At 46.2% G+C, this 18,301-nt stretch carries 16 protein-coding genes and 1 other annotated feature; of the genes, 6 read left to right on the forward strand and 10 right to left on the reverse strand.

The window, feature by feature from the left end; genetic code table 11:
- Positions 1-11 precede the first annotated feature (11 nt).
- On the reverse strand, positions 12-1,583 hold the full coding sequence (locus KNO66_RS06145) for an amidohydrolase (protein WP_214741379.1): 1,572 nt from the start codon (positions 1,581-1,583) through the stop codon (positions 12-14).
- 74 nt (positions 1,584-1,657) lie between these two features.
- Complete coding sequence (ezrA, locus tag KNO66_RS06150) at positions 1,658-3,388, reverse strand: septation ring formation regulator EzrA (protein ID WP_214741381.1); 1,731 nt, start codon at positions 3,386-3,388, stop codon at positions 1,658-1,660.
- Positions 3,389-3,625: 237 nt separating this feature from the next.
- Here ezrA and KNO66_RS06155 point away from each other — a divergent pair, with 237 nt between their 5' ends.
- Positions 3,626-4,108: a GAF domain-containing protein gene (locus tag KNO66_RS06155; protein ID WP_214741383.1), complete on the forward strand. Its 483-nt coding sequence runs from the start codon at positions 3,626-3,628 to the stop codon at positions 4,106-4,108.
- A 222-nt stretch (positions 4,109-4,330) separates the two neighbouring features.
- The gene (gene rpsD, locus KNO66_RS06160; RefSeq protein ID WP_031423120.1) at positions 4,331-4,930 is read left to right on the forward strand and encodes a 30S ribosomal protein S4; all 600 of its coding nucleotides are present in this window, start codon (positions 4,331-4,333) and stop codon (positions 4,928-4,930) included.
- Between the two features lie 35 nt (positions 4,931-4,965).
- On the opposite strand, the gene KNO66_RS06165 is transcribed toward rpsD, so the two are convergent.
- The gene (locus tag KNO66_RS06165) at positions 4,966-5,592 is read right to left on the reverse strand and encodes a GTP pyrophosphokinase (protein ID WP_214741385.1); all 627 of its coding nucleotides are present in this window, start codon (positions 5,590-5,592) and stop codon (positions 4,966-4,968) included.
- 97 nt (positions 5,593-5,689) lie between these two features.
- Positions 5,690-6,937, reverse strand: coding sequence for a tyrosine--tRNA ligase (tyrS, locus tag KNO66_RS06170; RefSeq protein ID WP_214742396.1), 1,248 nt, complete (start codon positions 6,935-6,937; stop codon positions 5,690-5,692).
- A gap of 47 nt (positions 6,938-6,984) precedes the next feature.
- Positions 6,985-7,182: a binding site (T-box leader), on the reverse strand.
- A 169-nt stretch (positions 7,183-7,351) separates the two neighbouring features.
- On the opposite strand from tyrS, the gene KNO66_RS06175 reads away from it, so the two are divergent.
- Positions 7,352-9,838 (forward strand): transglycosylase domain-containing protein, encoded by a 2,487-nt coding sequence (locus tag KNO66_RS06175; protein ID WP_214741387.1) that lies wholly within the window; start codon positions 7,352-7,354, stop codon positions 9,836-9,838.
- Between the two features lie 37 nt (positions 9,839-9,875).
- Here the strand turns inward: KNO66_RS06175 and acsA are convergent, their stop codons facing one another.
- A complete protein-coding gene (gene acsA / locus KNO66_RS06180; protein WP_214741389.1) occupies positions 9,876-11,582 on the reverse strand; it encodes an acetate--CoA ligase in 1,707 nt (568 codons plus the stop codon).
- A gap of 155 nt (positions 11,583-11,737) precedes the next feature.
- Here acsA and KNO66_RS06185 point away from each other — a divergent pair, with 155 nt between their 5' ends.
- Genes KNO66_RS06185 through KNO66_RS06195 form a run of 3 tightly spaced genes read left to right on the forward strand, consistent with a single transcriptional unit; the run spans position 11,738 to position 14,178 of the window.
- A complete protein-coding gene (locus KNO66_RS06185; RefSeq protein ID WP_214741391.1) occupies positions 11,738-12,367 on the forward strand; it encodes a GNAT family N-acetyltransferase in 630 nt (209 codons plus the stop codon).
- A gap of 12 nt (positions 12,368-12,379) precedes the next feature.
- A complete protein-coding gene (locus KNO66_RS06190) occupies positions 12,380-13,012 on the forward strand; it encodes an acetoin utilization AcuB family protein (protein WP_214741393.1) in 633 nt (210 codons plus the stop codon).
- Positions 13,009-14,178 carry an acetoin utilization protein AcuC gene (locus KNO66_RS06195; protein WP_214741395.1) on the forward strand — a complete coding sequence of 390 codons (1,170 nt, stop codon included), beginning with the start codon at positions 13,009-13,011 and terminating at the stop codon, positions 14,176-14,178. Before KNO66_RS06190 ends, KNO66_RS06195 begins: the two co-directional genes overlap by 4 nt.
- 51 nt (positions 14,179-14,229) lie before the next feature.
- Here KNO66_RS06195 and ccpA read toward each other — a convergent pair whose 3' ends face one another.
- The 5 genes from ccpA to KNO66_RS06220 form a co-directional block, all read right to left on the reverse strand.
- On the reverse strand, positions 14,230-15,243 hold the full coding sequence (gene ccpA / locus KNO66_RS06200; RefSeq protein ID WP_074033452.1) for a catabolite control protein A: 1,014 nt from the start codon (positions 15,241-15,243) through the stop codon (positions 14,230-14,232).
- A gap of 127 nt (positions 15,244-15,370) precedes the next feature.
- Positions 15,371-16,462, reverse strand: a complete 1,092-nt coding sequence (locus KNO66_RS06205; RefSeq protein ID WP_214741397.1) for a bifunctional 3-deoxy-7-phosphoheptulonate synthase/chorismate mutase — start codon at positions 16,460-16,462, stop codon at positions 15,371-15,373.
- A gap of 239 nt (positions 16,463-16,701) precedes the next feature.
- A complete protein-coding gene (locus tag KNO66_RS06210; protein WP_214741399.1) occupies positions 16,702-16,938 on the reverse strand; it encodes a hypothetical protein in 237 nt (78 codons plus the stop codon).
- 254 nt (positions 16,939-17,192) lie between these two features.
- Entirely contained in the window at positions 17,193-17,741 is a 549-nt protein-coding gene (locus KNO66_RS06215; RefSeq protein WP_214741401.1) for a YtxH domain-containing protein, read from the reverse strand.
- A 25-nt stretch (positions 17,742-17,766) separates the two neighbouring features.
- Positions 17,767-18,279, reverse strand: a complete 513-nt coding sequence (locus KNO66_RS06220) for a DUF948 domain-containing protein (RefSeq protein WP_214741403.1) — start codon at positions 18,277-18,279, stop codon at positions 17,767-17,769.
- Positions 18,280-18,301 lie beyond the last annotated feature (22 nt).

Below are 18,301 nucleotides of genomic sequence, written 5' to 3' on the forward strand. Positions count from 1 at the left end.
TCTCTTTCATTTTATGATGTGACCGCTTCTGACTCATAGACAGGCGTTCCTTCAACGACTGTCATGACGAGACGATTTTGCAAAATGTCTTCCCCTTTTAAGTCAAAGAAATCTTGGTCCCATACTGTAAAGTTCGCGTTGTAACTTTGAATCAATAGTCCGTTTCTTCCGTGTGTCCCCGTCGCCACGTGCGGTGAATACGTGAAGCTTCGGAGCGCCTCATACATCGAGAGGCGTTCGCTCGGATTTAATGTACTCGACCCGTTGAAGGACTGTCTTGTGACCGCTCCAAATAGCCCTTTCCGTACGTCGACTGATGAAATCGGGGCATCACTTCCCCCTAATACGAGCGCCCCGGTATTAAGGAGCGACTTGAAACGATATACGTCTTGTACCCGTTCGTTTCCTAACCGCTCAAACAACATGTCTAAATCGTCTGAGAGAAATACAGGTTGCGCATCAATCAATACGGGGAGCGATTTGATCCGTTTGATGAGTGAGTCATTTAACAAGGATGCGTGAATGATTCGATCACGCGTCCCTTTCTTAGCAGGATACTTCTCAAGTAAACTGACAAACTGTTCGACCGCGGCATCACCGATCACATGGGCAGCCACATTCATCCCGTAAGTACGTGCCTTTTTCACCAAGGCTTCAAGATGATCTGGTCGATGTACTTCAATCCCCCGTTGTCCTCGATCATCTGCGTACGGCGATGACAAGAGTGCGGTACGCCCCCCAAATGAACCATCGACAAACACTTTCATCGCCCCAAAATCAAAACGTTTCCGTTTTGTCATCGCATCTTGTTGGATGACGCGATCCACTACTTGTTCATGAACAAGTAGGTGTGCCTGGAATGGAATTTCGCTCAGTACATCTTCATACGCTTGAATCGTCTCGAGCGGATCTCCATGATAAAACAAGTCCTCCGTATGGGCGCCAACGATTCCATTTGCGAATAATGAATCGATTGCCCGACGAAGGGAAGCGGCATTTTTCTTACGGTTCCCACTCAATTCTTTATATAAGAGGTCTAACGCAGCATCATATAAAACACCGTTCAATTTTCCCTCTTCATCTCGACCAAGTTTCCCACCTTCGATTACCGTATGATGGATCAGTCCGAGTCGCTCGAGTCCTTTCGAGTTCACGACGGCCACATGACGACAAACACGTTTCAACACGACGGGACGGTCGCTAATCACTTCATCAATCATCTCTCGTGTCGGCATGTCACCGAGCAGACGATCGTCAAATCCTTCTGCCACAATCCAATCGTCGTCCGAACCCTGTTGTTTCATCGTCTCAAGCAACTCTCGAATGTTTGTCGCTTCACTCGCATCGACACGGTCGAGCGCCTCCCCGTAACCGACGAGATGGATATGTGAATCGGTGAAAGCAGGATATACACTCTTTCCTTCTAAATTCACAATCTTCTCGATACGACCGGCATATGTACGGCGAAGATGCCCCTCCTCTCCCATCTTCAAAACACGACCGTGTTCTACAAACATAGAGCGCATCATTTCACCCGGCTTATTCAATGTATAGATATTCCCGTTAACCCATAATGTACCCATCTAACGATTCCTCCTCGATTGAAAAAAGATTGACGTCTACGTTTTTCCCGTTTCCGTCAATCTTCATGCGTTGTTTATTTTTTTAGCAACTCTTGTTGCTCCAATCCTTTGTCTACCCGTTGACGAATCTCATGTGCTCCATTTTCGTCAAAACGACCGAGCACACGCTCTCCGATTTCGACGGCAGTACCATATTCACCGTGCAGGAACTTATTTTCCGCAAGTGTCAAGGCGATATGAATCTCATTATCGCGGCGACGGAAGCGGTTTGCGTATTGCAATAACTGTTCCGCATACGTCACTTGACGGATCAGTGCATGGACACGGTCACGGAAGTTGTCCATCATCTCTTCGACGTCATGGCTCAGTCCGACGATATACGTCATATTGAATGGTGCCTTATCAAACTGTTCATCTAAGGATTGCACACCCTTTTGAAACTGACGCAAATCATTGGATAAATCATTTGGGATGATCGGCATCGCACTCTTCGCTAACAAGCGACGATGTGCGGACAATTCTTTCTTCCACGTTTCTAATTTATGACGAACTTCAAGTTCTTCTTTCCGTAACGAATTCGTATCTTCAATGAATCGTTCATGCATGGCATTGAATTGGTCGAGCGACCGCTTCGCTTCCTGCACTTTGGATTTGATCATACTGTACGGTAACATTTGTGCAACCAGTGCCTGTTCGATATCGAGAACGTTTGCCGTAAGGGTTGTCCGTTCACGCTCTAATTGTTCGAACTCCTCACCGACACGGGCATTAATTTCATAATTACTGACGAGTTTGGACATTTCGGTTTGCAGGTTGTTCATGATTTCAGTGGACTGCAATTCACGCTCTTGAATCGTCGCAAATTCTTTTTTCACGTATTGGCGGGCATCGACCTCAGTACGGAACGCTTCGAACAATTGATCGATGTCGGAGCTCAATTGCTGCATATCCTCTTCAAAATGATCGAATTCCAATCGTTCGATTCGAGTCATCAATTCTTCGCGACGGTCTTCTGCTTGATCAATTTCTTCCATCAATCCAAGCGGTTCAAGGGCATATCCGTCCATTTGCATTTCTTTATGTCCGGCCCGTAACTGTTGAAGTTGTTGTTTCAACTCGACTTGAACGGTACGTACGAATTGCGGAATGATTCGAATCAGTTCACGGATATGACCGACTTGGGCCGATAGAGATTGCCCCGTTTCAAATGCTTCGGAGACTTGACCGATTTGCTTTAAGTTGATCATCTCGCTACGTTTCGCCTCGGCGGCAGCAATTTCTTGTTCCACTAGTGCATAGGTCGGTCCGAACGCATGATTTTGTGAATTCAACGTTTTACGGAACTGATATAGTTCTTTTTCATCTTGCTTCACAATATCTAAGAGAGACGTGTGATGTGTCGTAAACTCATCCATCTCATCGAGCATGGCGTGTACCATCGTCTCGAGTTCTTCAATAAGTTGCTCAGTCGCATTCAGGTCTGCTTTCACTTTCATGAAACGGTATTTATCCAAGTCTTCTTCAGCCCGGTATAACGCTTCATCAATTTGACCCGCGTGCACGCTGACCAACTCATCCCAAGATTGATGCCATCGATCAAACTTCTCTTTCGTTTCCCCTTCCATCGGCCACTGTTTGAATTTCTGGAGCTCGACGGGGATACTTGCGCTAAGCACACTTTGTTTCCTCATGTCCAAGTCGTCTATTTTCTGGTAAAAATTCCTTCGGATGAGCATACTTCCCAACATCCCGCCTAATACGACGACGATGATTCCAATGATTAATCCATAAATTCCGTAATCCATCTTTGTCACAACCTCCAAGCCGCTTTCGTGGACTTATGTACCTTTATATAAAAAAAGAAGTATTTTATAAGAATAGATATACCTAATCATATTATAGAACCAACGATTTGCATAGGTTTTCCAATGGTTTCAGTGGAGATTGTTCATTTTTTCAGAACTTTCTTGCAAGACAAATCCGAATTTTGCGTGTACCATAATGCTAAATTCTAAAAACATGAAAGATGGAGGGAAATTCATATGTTCCAAACGACATCGTACTCAGGTGATTTGACTGCCGGTTACGAACTATTAAATAAGCAACTTGCCGCTTTACTAGAAGGCGAAACAAATACAGTGGCGAACCTTGCCAACGCCAGCGCATTACTCAACCAATTTTTAGACCGGATCAATTGGGTCGGATTCTACGTGTCTGATTCAGAAGACAGTCTGATTTTAGGACCATTCCAAGGACTACCGGCTTGTGTTCATATCTCATTTGGTAAAGGGGTATGTGGAACCGCTGCGGCTACACAAGAAACACAGCTCGTTGCTGATGTACATCAATTCCCAGGACATATCGCTTGTGATGCCGCTTCAAATTCTGAAATCGTCATCCCTCTCGTGCGTGATGGGAAAACGATCGGTGTGCTCGATATCGACAGCCCTGAATTTGATCGATTCTCAGAAATCGACCGTCAAGGTCTTGAGCGTTTCTGCGAGACATTACTTCGCTATATTTGATTGACAAGCAATTCGATTCATCGTATACTCATCTTTGTGCATGAAATGACGATAGCAGTCATAGACAAACGTATCCACCTTTCGGGCCTCGACTTAGTCGGAGGGGCATCTCGTAGCTTCGCTATCAAGTGAAGGTGCTTGTACCTTGAAAGGGGCGTTACTCGTCTTTGACACCGTTGTTCTTTTGTGCAAAATACATGAACAACAAGGAGGAGTCCAATCATGGCTCGTTACACAGGTCCAGCTTGGAAACTCTCGCGTCGCTTAGGAATTTCACTTAGCGAAACGGGTAAAGAATTAGCAAAACGTCCTTACGCACCAGGTCAACACGGAAATGGTCGTAAGAAAATCTCAGAATACGGTCTTCAGCTTCAAGCGAAGCAAGCACTTCGTCACATGTACGGAGTGAACGAGAAGCAATTCCGCCGCATCTTCAACGATGCTGGTAAAATGCCTGGCATCCACGGTGAGAACTTCATGTTCTTGCTCGAATCACGCCTTGACAACCTCGTTTACCGTTTCGGCCTCGCTCGCACACGTCGTGGAGCACGCCAACTCGTCAACCACGGTCACATCACAGTTGACGGATCACGCGTAGACATCGCGTCTTACCGCGTAAAACCAGGTCAAGTTATCGCAGTTCGCGAAAAATCGAAAAACGTGAAAGCAATCGCTGAAGCTCTTGAAGTAGCACCAGCTACAAAAGACTTCGTATCGTTTGACGCTGAGAAACTCGAAGGTACATTCGTACGTCTCCCAGAACGCGCTGAACTCAACGACCAAATCAAAGAGCAACTCATCGTCGAGTACTACTCACGTTAATGCTTTTTATCCCCTTCTTCGCGAAGGGGATTTTTTTATTTCTTCAGAATCTCTTGTCGGATACGCCCCATTTGCGTATCGAGGGCATCCGCCATAAGTGCCGCCTCTATTAACTCTTTCTTAGATGGCTCAGGTACATCATGCTGATATTTATATTGAAGTTTATGCTCTGTCGCCGCCCAAAAATCCATGGCAAGCGTCCGGATTTGAATTTCAGCCGGTACCCAGATGATCCGTTCGGCCAAATAGACTTTCGTTTTTACAATAAGATGTAAACTACGATATCCACTCGGCTTCGGGTGCTCGATATAGTCTTTGATTTCAATGATATCTAAATCGTCACGTGTCTCTAAGTGATGTAATATGGCATAAATATCGTCTCGGAAGCTCGTGACAATTCTAATTCCTGCCACATCATGTACGTGTTCCCAAAGTGCAGAAACTTCTAATGGTAAGTCTTTCCGTTTCATCTTACGTACGATTGAAGGTAACGTCTTCATTCTTGTCTTCACATGTTCAATCGGTGAATATCCAAGTCTCGTCTGCCAATCTAAATCGATAATCCCGAGGTCACTCTCGAGTTCCGTGATCGCCATTTCATAATATCGAAAGTGTTCGCGCCATTGATGGAACTGGTCGCCGAAAAACTCTTCAATTTCCATCGTCATCCCTCCTATCTCATCATTCTATCAAATCCAAGTGGCACGTCATGTACAAAAAAACGTCCATTCCTCAACAAATGAGGAACAGACGTGATGATTAGACGTGACGAATCACGAAATATTTTTTCTTACCACGACGAATGATCGTGAATTCACCGAGGGTATCTTCGCGGGAAATCATTTTATCGAGCGCTTGTTCACGTTCCCCGTTCAAGTAAATCGCACCGTTCGTTACGTCTTCACGTGCCTGACGTTTCGATGGTGAAATTTTAGCCTCGACAAGGAGGTCGACAAGATTACGCTCTCCGTCAAGTTCGAATTGCGGCATCCCTTTAAACGCATCTTCCATGTCTTCTGGTTGAAGTGACTTTAAATCCCCACTAAAGAAGGCTTTCGTGATCCGTTCTGCTTGTTCAAGTCCTGCTTCACCATGAACGAGCTTCGTCATCTCTTCTGCGAGACGGCGCTGTGCCACACGCTTCTCAGGTGCTTCCGTCACTTCTGCTGCAAGGGCTTCAATCTCTTCATGCGTCATGAACGTGAAGTATTTGATGAACTTGATGACATCCGCATCGTCGACGTTGATCCAGAACTGGTAGAACTCGTATGGCGACGTCTTGTCAGCATCTAACCAAACCGCACCACCCGCTGTCTTCCCAAACTTCTGTCCGTCAGACTTTGTGACGAGCGGAACCGTGAGTCCGAACGCTTTTTCTGAATGACCGAAGCGACGAATCAATTCAAGACCTGCCGTGATGTTCCCCCATTGGTCACTTCCACCGACTTGAAGACGACATTTCTCTGTCTCGTATAGTTTCAAGAAGTCGTAAGATTGAAGCAACATGTATGAGAATTCTGTGTACGAGATCCCATTCTCCATGCGTGAATCGACAGAATCTTTCGCAAGCATGTAGCTGATTGGGAAGTGCTTCCCGATGTCGCGAAGGAAATCGATGATCGACATCTCTTCTGTCCATTCGTAGTTGTTGCGAATCGTGATCGGGTTTTCCCCTTCAAGTGGAAGGAATCGGCTCAACTGATCTTTGATTCGATCGGAGAAGAGCTTGACCGTATCCAATGTGTTCAATGAACGTTCATCCGAACGACCAGACGGGTCTCCAATCATCCCTGTCGCCCCACCGACAAGCGCGATGACCTGATGGCCCGCCTGTTGGAAACGTTTTAGCGTTAAAATCGGGAGCAAGTGCCCGATATGAAGTGAGTCTGCTGTCGGGTCAAATCCCGTGTACAACGTCGTCGGTTGCTTCAGTTGTTCCTTTAGTCCTTCTTCATCTGTCATTTGGTTGACAAGCCCTCGAAACTCTAAATCGTTTAATAGTTCCATCTGTTCCACTCCTTCAATTGACATAAAAAAACGTCCCTTCTCATATGAGAAGGGACGGAGATTCCGCGGTACCACCCTACTTGTCGCAATTTGCGACCGCTTGAGCGAGAGATAACGGTCTCGAACCGGCCAAAAGGCACGCTCTAAAAGTGTAATTCATCGTTTGGCGTTGGCTAGTTCACATCAACCACTAGCTTTCTGGACAAGGGGCCCACCGACTACTTCGCTTTCTTCATTGCGTCATTATATCGTTGACTATGCTATTCATTTTATAAGCATCGTTTTCCACTTGTCAACTCCCACAATGAAACTTGCGTAAGACATCGGTTTCAAGGTAAGGTGAAGGTTGAATTGTGCTATAATCGAATATATTACTGTCTAAAATAGTTTTACACCATATTTAAGGAGGCTGTCATGCTGCAGAAGATTCGAGACTTTTGGAACAATCCGACGTCATTGAAAGTTCGTCGCTATGCCAACGTTGTATATGATGTGTCGTGGAACGTTTTACTCCTCACTATCATTTCTGTTGTACTCATTGGATTTTTAGGTGCTGGAATCGGCTTCGGATATTTCGCATCCCTCGTCAAAGATATGCCAACCCCGGCCTATAATACAATGACTGCACAAATCAACACGTATACATCGACATCAAATATTTACTTTGGGAGCGGAGAGCGAATCGGGAACTACACGACCGATGAAGTGCGAATTCCAATACCGGTAGAAAAAGTATCTCCATATGTCGTCGATGCGCTACTTGCGACAGAGGACGTCGAGTTTTATGAACACGATGGAGTCGTTCCAAAAGCGACATTACGTGCCATTTTACAAGAAGCGACCGGTTCAGAAGACCGTACTGGTGGTTCTACCCTGACGCAACAATTGATCAAGAACCAAATGCTAACGAATGAAGTGTCGTTCGAGCGGAAAGCAAAAGAAATTTTACTAGCTCTTCGACTTGAAAAAGCGATGAATAAAGACGAAATTTTAAATGCTTACTTGAATGTCGTATCGTTCGGTCGTAACTCGATGGGACGTAACATTTCAGGGATCGAGGCTGCTGCACGAGGCGTATTCAATACTTCAGCTGAAAAGTTGACGTTGCCACAAGCGGCATTCTTAGCAGGAATTCCGAAAAACCCGTTCTTCTACACACCGTATTATCAAGGTGGGGTCGTTAAAGAGGACGTATCGGGTGCTGTCAACCGTATGAAGACGGTATTGAACCGAATGTATGTTGCCGGAAAAATCACAAAAGAAGAATATGATGCGGCCTATAACTATGACATCACACAAGACTTCATGCAGACACAGACAAAACCTCGTGATAAATACCCGTACGTTGTCGATGAGGCAGAGCTACAGGCTCGTCAAATCGTGACTGACTATCTGATGAAACAGGACGGGATTGAATACAACAATCTAAGTTCTGAAGAAAAAGATACCGTCAGATCGACGTATGCAAAACGAGCGCATAACATGTTACGCCAAGGTGGATTCAATATCCGACTAACGCTTGATAAAGAAATCCATGAAGCGATGCAACAACCTGCAAAAAATGCTGGGAACTTCGGACCGAATCAATACGTTGAAGAAGAGGATCGGACCCTGCCTGAACAGACTTCTTCTGTCATGATTGAAAACAAGACTGGTAAAGTGCTAGGATTCGTCGGTGGTCGCTACATTAACGGCAAGACCGATGATTTGAACCGTGCATTCTGGGCAGAACGTCAAATCGGTTCGACTGCAAAACCGATTCTCGTGTATTCAAATGCGATTGAAGCCGGTATGATTACTCCTGCCACTAAAATTATCGACGAAGAATACTATTATAAATTTACGGGTCCGGGACAACCGAAAAAACAAGTTCAAAACGAAGGCAAGACATATCGCGGAGCCGTCACGGTCCGTGATGCACTCAAACTTTCATTGAACGTTCCAGCCGTTAAAATTTATGAAGAACGTAACCAAAAACCTGCTGATACGCAGAAATTGGTTGATATGGGGATTCCGGTATCCGAAGGAAACCGTTATGCATCTGCGATGGCTCTCGGTACGGGAGAAGTTAAACCGATCGATTTAGCTGCAGCATATGCGATGTTAGCCAACTACGGAGAACATGTCGCTCCTTACTTTATTCAACAAATCGAGTATCAAGGTGAAGTGATTTACGAAGCAAAACCGAAGAAAACACGTATTTATACGGATCGAACATCTTATCTTGTCGTTGATATGCTTCGTGATGTTTATACGTCAGGTACAGCGACATATGCTAAATCACTACTCAACGTTCCTGGAGACTGGATGGGTAAAACCGGTACAACGAACAATCAACGTGATTCGTATTTGGTCGGTTCCAACCCGAACGTCACACTCGCCGTCTGGTCCGGTTATGATTCGCAACTCGTCTCGATGCTTGACGGTTGGGAATACGGTCGGTACTACCAGCGAACACAACGCATCTGGTCACAGACGATGAACCGCGTTTACGCGGATAATCCTGAAGCCTTAGGCGTAAACGCCCGCTTCGCTCAACCTTCAAGTGTCTCTGCCAAAGACTTCAAAGACTCTGGTACATTCTCTGAGAAGAAGAAAGTAGAAGAGAAAGAAAAAGAAGAGGAAGCGAAGAAGAAGAAAGAGGAAGAGGCGAAGAAAGAGGCCGAGGAAGCAAAGAAAGACGCTGAAGCGAAAAAACAAGAAGCTGCTGACGATGCTGCCGCTAAGAAAAAAGCCGAAGCCGAAGCGAAACAAAAAGCTGAAGCCGAAGCGAAACAAAAAGCTGAAGCCGAAGCGAAGAAAAAAGCCGAGGAAGAAGCGAAGAAGAAAGCTGACGAAGAGGCAAAGAAAAAGGCTGACGAAGAGGCGAATGCCGACTCTACCGATTCCAATAATGAATAAGCAAAAGGTCGACACCTCGTGTGTCGACCTTTTTTGCTCAGTCTTCCATTGTTGATAAATCGCCCGTCTCAAGATTTAACTCCCAAGCTTTCAAGACGCGACGCATAATTTTCCCACTTCTCGTCTTCGGAAGCTTGTCCTTGAACTCGATTTCTCGAGGTGCCGCGTGAGCTGCCAATCCTTCTTTGACGAACTGTTGAATTTCTTGTTTTAACTCATCAGACGGTTCGTAGCCTTTACGAAGAGCAATGAATGCTTTAATGATTTCACCTCGGACCGGATCCGGTTTTCCGATGACGCCAGCCTCGGCAACAGCAGGATGCTCGACGAGTCGACTTTCGACTTCAAATGGCCCGACGCGTTCGCCTGCTGTCATGATGACATCGTCGACACGTCCTTGGAACCAGAAGTAACCGTCTTCGTCCATATAAGCAGAGTCTCCTGACACGTACCAATCTCCCCAGAAGTAACTCTCATACTTCGTATCGTTCTTCCAAATCTTACGCATCATCGATGGCCATGGTGTCTTCAGTGCCAAGTTCCCCATCCGGTGCGGGGGAAGTGGTCGACCTTGATCATCCAAGATGGCTGCCTCACAACCAGGAATCGGTTTCCCCATCGACCCAGGTTTAATATCCATCGTCGGATAGTTACAAATCATCATGGCCCCTGTTTCTGTCATCCACCACGTATCGTGAATCCGGAGGTTGAACGCCTCATGTCCCCAGCGGATGACTTCAGGGTTCAACGGCTCCCCGACAGATAGAATATGGCGTAAGGAGGACAAATTATATTTTTCAAACGCTTCGTCGCCTGCACCCATGAGCATGCGGAATGCCGTCGGCGCACTATACCAGACTGTTACGCCAAATCGTTCGATGACCGAGTACCAAAATTCCGGATTAAATCGTCCCCCGACGATGACGTTTGTCGCGCCGTTTAAGAACGGTGCAAAAATACCATAGCTCGTTCCCGTCACCCATCCCGGGTCGGCCGTACACCAATAAATATCATTCGGTTGCAAATCGAGTACCCACTTGCCGGTCATCATATGTTGAATCATCGCATTATGGACATGGAGAACCCCTTTTGGTTTTCCTGTTGAACCCGATGTATAGTGTAAGATTAGACCGTCTTCACGGTCGACCCAAGTCAATTCGAGATCTGTCGTCGCTTCACTTGCCAACTTCCGGTAATCGATCACTTTGCCGGATTCCTCGATATCATCGCCAACGAGTAAGATGGTTTCGAGGTGTGGCAATTGATCGACCGGGACTCGTGGCAATAATTCTCTCGTCGTCACAATCACTTTCGCCTCAGAATCAAGGAGTCGATCATGTACGGCTTGTTCCATGAAGGCTTCAAAAAGTGGACCGACGATGGCACCTAGCTTGATCGCTCCGAGTAAAATAAAATAAAGTTCTGGTTGACGTGGCATAAAGATAAAGACACGGTCGCCTTTCTCTACACCAATCGACTTCAGAACATTACCAGAACGATTACTCTCTTTCTTCATATCCGCATACGTGTATCGCTCTTCCCGATCCCCATCGAAATAAAGCAATGCCACTTTCGTCGCCAATTCACTTTCTGCATGACGATCGATTGCTTCGTATGCCAAATTGACCTTCCCCGTCAAGTTCCAAGAAAATAAAGCTTCTGCTTGTGTCCATTCAAACGACTGACAAGCCTCTTCATACGACGCTAATTGATGCTCCCCTGTTAACGCTTTCAATTTTTCCATCGTTAAAGATTCGCCTCCCCTGTAAAGATTGGTATAACCACTTTCAGTATAGTGTTAAAATTATGACAAATCAATGAATTTCCAGTTTCATCAAAAGCACATGAAACTAATCCAATGAAAGCGCTATAATAAGAGTTGGAAAAGGTGGTGACCCTATGGAAAAACAATATCATTTAAAAGTGTGGCAGACCTCACAAGGTGACGTCACGATTGACGGTCCGATTGCGCCTGACGTCTTGCAGACGTATCGTCTTGATGAAGGATTGACCGCATTTCGTGAACCGGAAGATCAGCACGAGGCACTCGTCGATATTGCTGGGTTGAAAGAAGGAAGAATCATCGTCGCCAGACAGGATGATCTCGTGATCGGTTACGTGACCTTCCTCTATCCTGACCCATATGAGCGTTGGAGTGAAGGAAACGACCCATACATCCTTGAACTTGGGGCAATCGAGGTAAGTCCCCGCTTCCGAGGGCAACGCATCGGGAAACAATTGCTTGAAGTGTCGATGATGGACCCACATATGGATGACTTTTTGATTTTAACGACCGAATATTATTGGCACTGGGATTTGAAGGGCAGTGGACTCTCGATTTGGGATTATCGCAAAGTCATGGAGAAGATGATGAATCATGGTGGACTTGTCTTCTTCCCGACAGACGATCCAGAAATCGCCTCTCACCCTGCCAACTGTTTGATGGCTCGCATCGGCAAAAACGTGCGCCAAGAAACAGTTGATCATTTTGACTCGCTTCGGCTCCGCCGACGATTCATGTACGATTGAGGAGGAAATGATATGTTAATCGAACAGATGATGAATCGACATGTCGTGACGATTCAACCGACCAATACAATCGCTCACGCAGCTAAACTCATGCGAGAACATCGTGTCAGACATTTAATCGTGACAAACCCCGCTCGACAAGTCGTTGGGATTGTCGGGCAATTTGAGATGAGCGGTGCAACGAGTGTCTTTCATCCCGAGAGTGAAAATGCCGATTTCCAAAACCCTATATCGAGTATTATGCGTCCCGAAGTTCCGACGGCACACCCTTTTGATTTCTTCGAGGACGCGGCAGCATTATTTTATGAAAACCGACTGACCTGTCTCCCGATCGTCGAACAAGGCAAGCTCGTTGGCGTGTTGACCGAAACGGATTTATTGCGATACTTTGTCCAATTGACGGGTGCACTCGAGCCGAGCTCACAAATCGAGATCTTAGTTGAGAATACGACGGGGACACTCGAAAAAGTGACTCGGCTCCTCGCCAAAACCAATATCAACATCATTAACGTCTTCGTTCATCCGACGAGTGACCCCTACAAACGGATTATCTCCTTCCGCGTCCAGACGATGAATCCATTACGGATTATCGAACGACTCAAGCGAGAAGGATATGAGGTACTCGGACCGGAGATGTCACAATGAGACCAGTCTACATATTTGGTGAAGATGAGACGTCCTATCGTTTTCACGAGGACCATCCCTTCAATCCATTGCGACTTGAATTGACGACATCTCTATTGATCGCAGCCGGAAAACTTTCCAAATCGGAATGTGTATCTCCTCCACTCGCCTCGGTTGAGGAGTTAGCGCTCGTTCACGATCTCGATTACATCGAAGCCGTCCAAGCGGCGGCGGCAGGTGAGCTATCTACATTAAAAGCCAATAAATTTGGTCTCGGTACGGAAGACACACCCATCTTTCCGACGATTCATGAAGGAGCGGCACGTCTCGTTGGAGGGACGATTCATGCACTCGATCTCGTGGCAAGCGGGAAAGCGGAGCGCGCCTTTCATGTCGGAGGAGGGTTACACCACGGCATGCGGCGTAAAGCATCAGGATTTTGTGTATATAATGATGCCGCTGTTGCGATCGCTCATGTGAGAAAGCAATATGGGTCGCGTGTCCTCTATGTGGATACGGATGCACACCATGGGGACGGCGTTCAGTGGCTCTTCTATGACGATGATGACGTCATGACATTATCCATTCACGAGACCGGTCGTTATCTCTTTCCTGGTACCGGAACAGTGACGGAGCGTGGCAATGGGAAAGGATACGGTTATAGTTGGAACGTCCCGGTCGATGCGTTCACTCAAGACGATTCATTCTTGACGTGCTACGAGACCGTCTTACGTGAGGCATGCGAATGGTTCAAACCCGATATCATTTTGACTCAGAACGGTGCGGATGCCCATGTGTTTGATCCACTTACCCATTTGGCATCAACGATACGGACGTTCGAACAAATCCCGCAGATTGCCTCACGCCTGGCCGATGAATATACAGACGGCCGTCTCGTCGCCCTTGGTGGTGGCGGGTATGACTGGTATCGTGCCGTGCCACGCGCTTGGGCTCAAGTGTGGGCCGGATTGACGCGTGAGGAACCGTATACAGGAGAGATCCCAATCGAGTGGATTGAACAATGGTCCGGTATCGCTGGTCAACCGTTACCCACACGGTGGGACGATTCCCTTTATACGTTCGACCACATCCCGAGACGGCAACAAATTGATGAAAAGAATTGGGAAGTCACCAAACGAGCGTTTTGGCCATTCATCTCAAATGACCGAAAATCGATTTATCTATAAAAAGAAGCCTCCGCATCCATCAAATGATTTGATGAATGTGGAGGCTTTTGCTTAGTCTTGGCGAAGCGAATCACGACGCTCGATTCGGTGAGGAAGCACGACGTTTTTCTCTTCGATTTCTTCTGCGTTCAAGATTTTTGTCAAGAGTCGCATCGCGACGGCTCCGATATCGTACATCGGTTGAACGACCGTCGTCAACTTCGGACGAATCATCGTCGCGAGACGCGTGTTATCGTGACCGACGACTTCAAAGTCGTTTGGAACCGAGTAACCTGCATCTTGGATCGCGTGGATGACACCGAGTGCCATCTCATCCGTCCCCGCAAAGATTGCTTTCGGGCAATCATCTCGTTGCAACATTTTTTGCATGGCTTCAAGGCCTGATGCGTATGTGTAATTCCCAAGAATCATATCGTTATCATGGAATGGAAGACCTGCATCTTCAAGCGCGCGGCGGTATCCTGCGAATTTCTTCTCGCCATTGATCTGTTGCTCGAGTGGACCAGTGATGAATCCAACACGGTCATGTCCGTGGTTGATCAACATCTGAGTCGCGTCATATGCCGCTTGCTCATAATCGATGTTGACGGCCGGGAGGTCATATCCTTGGTTCAATGTCGCTGCGAGAACGATTGGAACCGGTGATTTTTTGAACTCTTCGACGAGATCTTCATGCAAACGTCCACCCATGAAGATGATGCCATCCACTTGTTTCCCTAAAAGTGTGTTTAGTAAATGGACTTCCTTGTCACGACTTGAATCCGAGTTTCCAAGGATGATGTTGTATTTGTACATCGTCGCCACATCTTCAATGCCTCGTGCCAAATCGGCGAAGAAAATATTTGAGATGTCCGGTACGATGACACCGACCGTCGTCGTTTTCTTACTTGCTAGCCCACGCGCGACGGCGTTCGGACGATAACCGAGACGGTCAATCGCATCTTGTACTTTCTTGCGTGTTGTCGGTTTGACGTTCGGGTTTCCGTTGACGACACGAGAGACGGTTGCCATGGACACCCCGGCTTCTCGTGCGACATCGTAAATCGTTACGTTGTTACTATTCATAAACTACTCCTCCTACAAGTCCTGATTTTCAAAAAGTTTTCATAAAACGTCTTAAAAAAGGAAGACAGGTATCTGTCATCCATTTACCCTGTCTTCATGCGATATAAAACGTTTCCATTTGGAAAGCTTACTTTTTCACCAAATCAAGTTGGGGAAACTGGACCGTCAGTCCTTCCACAAATTGATCGAATTGATCGAAATCCAATTGTTGTTGCGCATCCGATAATGCAATGGCAGGATTCGGGTGTACTTCGACCATGACACCGTCTGCCCCGATGGCAAGCGCTGCTTTTGCAGCCGGTAACAACAAGTCACGACGACCTGTCGAATGGGTGACGTCTACCATAACCGGTAAATGCGTCTCTTGTTTCAAAATCGGCACTGCCGTGATGTCTAACGTATTGCGTGTCGCACGCTCATACGTCCGAATCCCTCGCTCGCACAAGATGACTTGGCTGTTCCCACTCGCCATAATGTACTCTGCCGCATAAATGAACTCTTCGATTGTAGCGGATAATCCACGCTTCAACAAGACCGGTTTGTCTGTCTTACCGACTTCTTTCAACAAATCAAAGTTTTGCATATTCCGGGCACCAACTTGAATGATATCGACATATGGCAAGGCCGACTCGACTGCTCCTGGTGTCATGATTTCCGTGATGACTCGTAAATCATGACGGTCCGCTGCTGCCTTCAGCATTTTCAACCCTTCAAAACCTAAGCCTTGGAAGTCATACGGCGATGTACGTGGTTTGTATGCCCCGCCTCGCATCACTTTCACTCCAGACAACGCGAGCTTCTCTGCGACCGCGTTCACTTGTTCGAACGATTCGACGGCACATGGCCCCGCAATCAGCTGCGGACGTCCATTCCCAATCGTCACGTCCTTCACATGGACCAACGTATCTTCCGGTTGACGTTTACGCGAAACGAGTAACGTCTTATCCCGGTCTTCGCCTTGTAGTTCAGCAGACGCTTTAAATACTTCTTTAAAAATATGTTGAAGACGTGACGTTTCGAACGGTCCTTGATTCGAAGCTGCGATGAAATCGAGCATCTCTCGTTCTCGGACCGGGTCGTATCGTTCGACGCCTTGAAGACGTTTGATTTTTCCAATTTCGACGGCAAGTGCACCACGCCGACTTAGCAAGTCGAGCATTTCATGGTTCAATTCATCCATTTCTCGACGTAATCGATTCAATTGATCTTGTGGACTCATTCGTTTCCCTCACATTCTTAAGCCGTTCTTTCCAGAAACCTAATTATATCGAACTTTGTGCGCTTTGTCATAAGGAAACCTTCTACGTCACAAAATCACCAAAAAAGGACCGAACGCGTTCTGAACTGAAACCTAATTTAGGGAAATTTAATAACGAATGCCTCGAATAGCGTGTGTGTTGTGATAGCTATCTAGACATCTAATAATTTTATCTACCATCAAACTACAAATATGAAATTTTATTTTGATGGTTCATAGACAATTTGTGTGTCTGTATCAATTACGTATCGTACATTCACAACTTCATTTATAGAGATTGCTTTAAAATTATAATTATTACATAATATTGAACTTACTTCAGAAGCAGAATCTGTAACTCCTAAAATTGCTTCATAGATTTCTTTGAGTTCACTTAAAGTACATTCATTTCCCCTTAGGAAAGATTGCTTATAATAACCGTCTATTTCAATAATCATCTATCCTCCTGCAAACAAAAAAATATTATAACCGTCTTTATACACTTTTCTCACGATTCATTTTCTATCTTTCTCAATTTCGCCAATACTGATTAGTCTTTAATTTCGTGTTTCATAGTGGAGTGATTTACGTTTCGAAACTCTCGTCTGAATAAATAGATTCATTATATCGATTCGATCACATTCAAAAACCCTGAATGAGCACTTTTTATCAAGTGACGATCATTCAGGGTTCAGTTCACGGTCCTTTTACATTATTCTTCCTTTTTAAGGTCTTTCTTCAAATCATTGAGTTCTTCTTTTGACTCATCATCGAGCATCTCATTGATAGGTGCTTCGAGTGAATCGTCCGACTCAGATTCAAGTGATGAGTCCGGCGTCTCTTTTTCGGCCGCGCGGTCCATCTGTTCTTTCACTTCAGATTCCGCTTCCGCGACGAGTTGATCTGCTTTCTCCATCGCCTCTTCAATCGAAAGGTCGTCCTCATCGATTTGTTGCTTTAACTCGGCTGCCTCACGCGCCTTATCTTTCACGATATTGAGGACAGGTGCCGCCTTATCGCTCGCTACTTTAATCCATTCCCCAACGACCGGCTCTGCTTTCTCACGCATCTCTTTCGATTTGACAGTCAAGCGCTCACGCGATGTAGATGTCTTTTCGTCAAGGTACGTCCGCACTTCTCGTCCGCTTTTCGGTGATGTTAAGAGAGCAACCGCTGCTCCGACAATCCCTCCGAGGATGACCCCCGTCAAAAATCCGCTACTTGATTGATTCTGTTCTGTTGGTTGCTTTTGGTCTGTCATGTGTGAGTTCCTCCCCGTAGTTTCCTTATTTAATCGTATCGTCCGTTTGAATCAAGTCAGGTGATACAGGTGTTTCCTCTTTCTTTTCGCGTCGTGTGCGACGACGTGGACGTTCTTTTGTTGTAGAAGACTCTGGTTTGTTCTTCTTGAACAATTCGACTGCCACAGACCCCCAACGCACGGCTTGTGCAATCTGCTCTTTGTTTTCATCCGCTGCCGAGTGGACAGAAGTTGAGACGGTACGGACTGATTCGGTTACCTCGTTCAGTGATGTACCTAGTTCATCGAGCGCATGCGCAACAGGTGCGAGCAATTCTGTTTTTTCTTCCACGTTGTCGACGAGACGGTTCGTCTTATGTAAGAGCGCCGTCACTTCCATCGTGATTCCGTCGAGCTGGCGTTCTAAATTTTCGGTCGTATTGGCGACGCTACCGAGTGTACGGTTTACATTCGATAAGACACGTGCCAAGAAGATGACGAGTACGACAAACGCGAGGGCCGCAATCAGGCCCGCGATGCCTCCTAGTGTGATCTCCATTCAATCCATTCCTCCTATTCAA

This window comes from Exiguobacterium sp. s48 (genome assembly GCF_018617395.1).
Classification (GTDB): Bacteria; Bacillota; Bacilli; order Exiguobacteriales; family Exiguobacteriaceae; genus Exiguobacterium.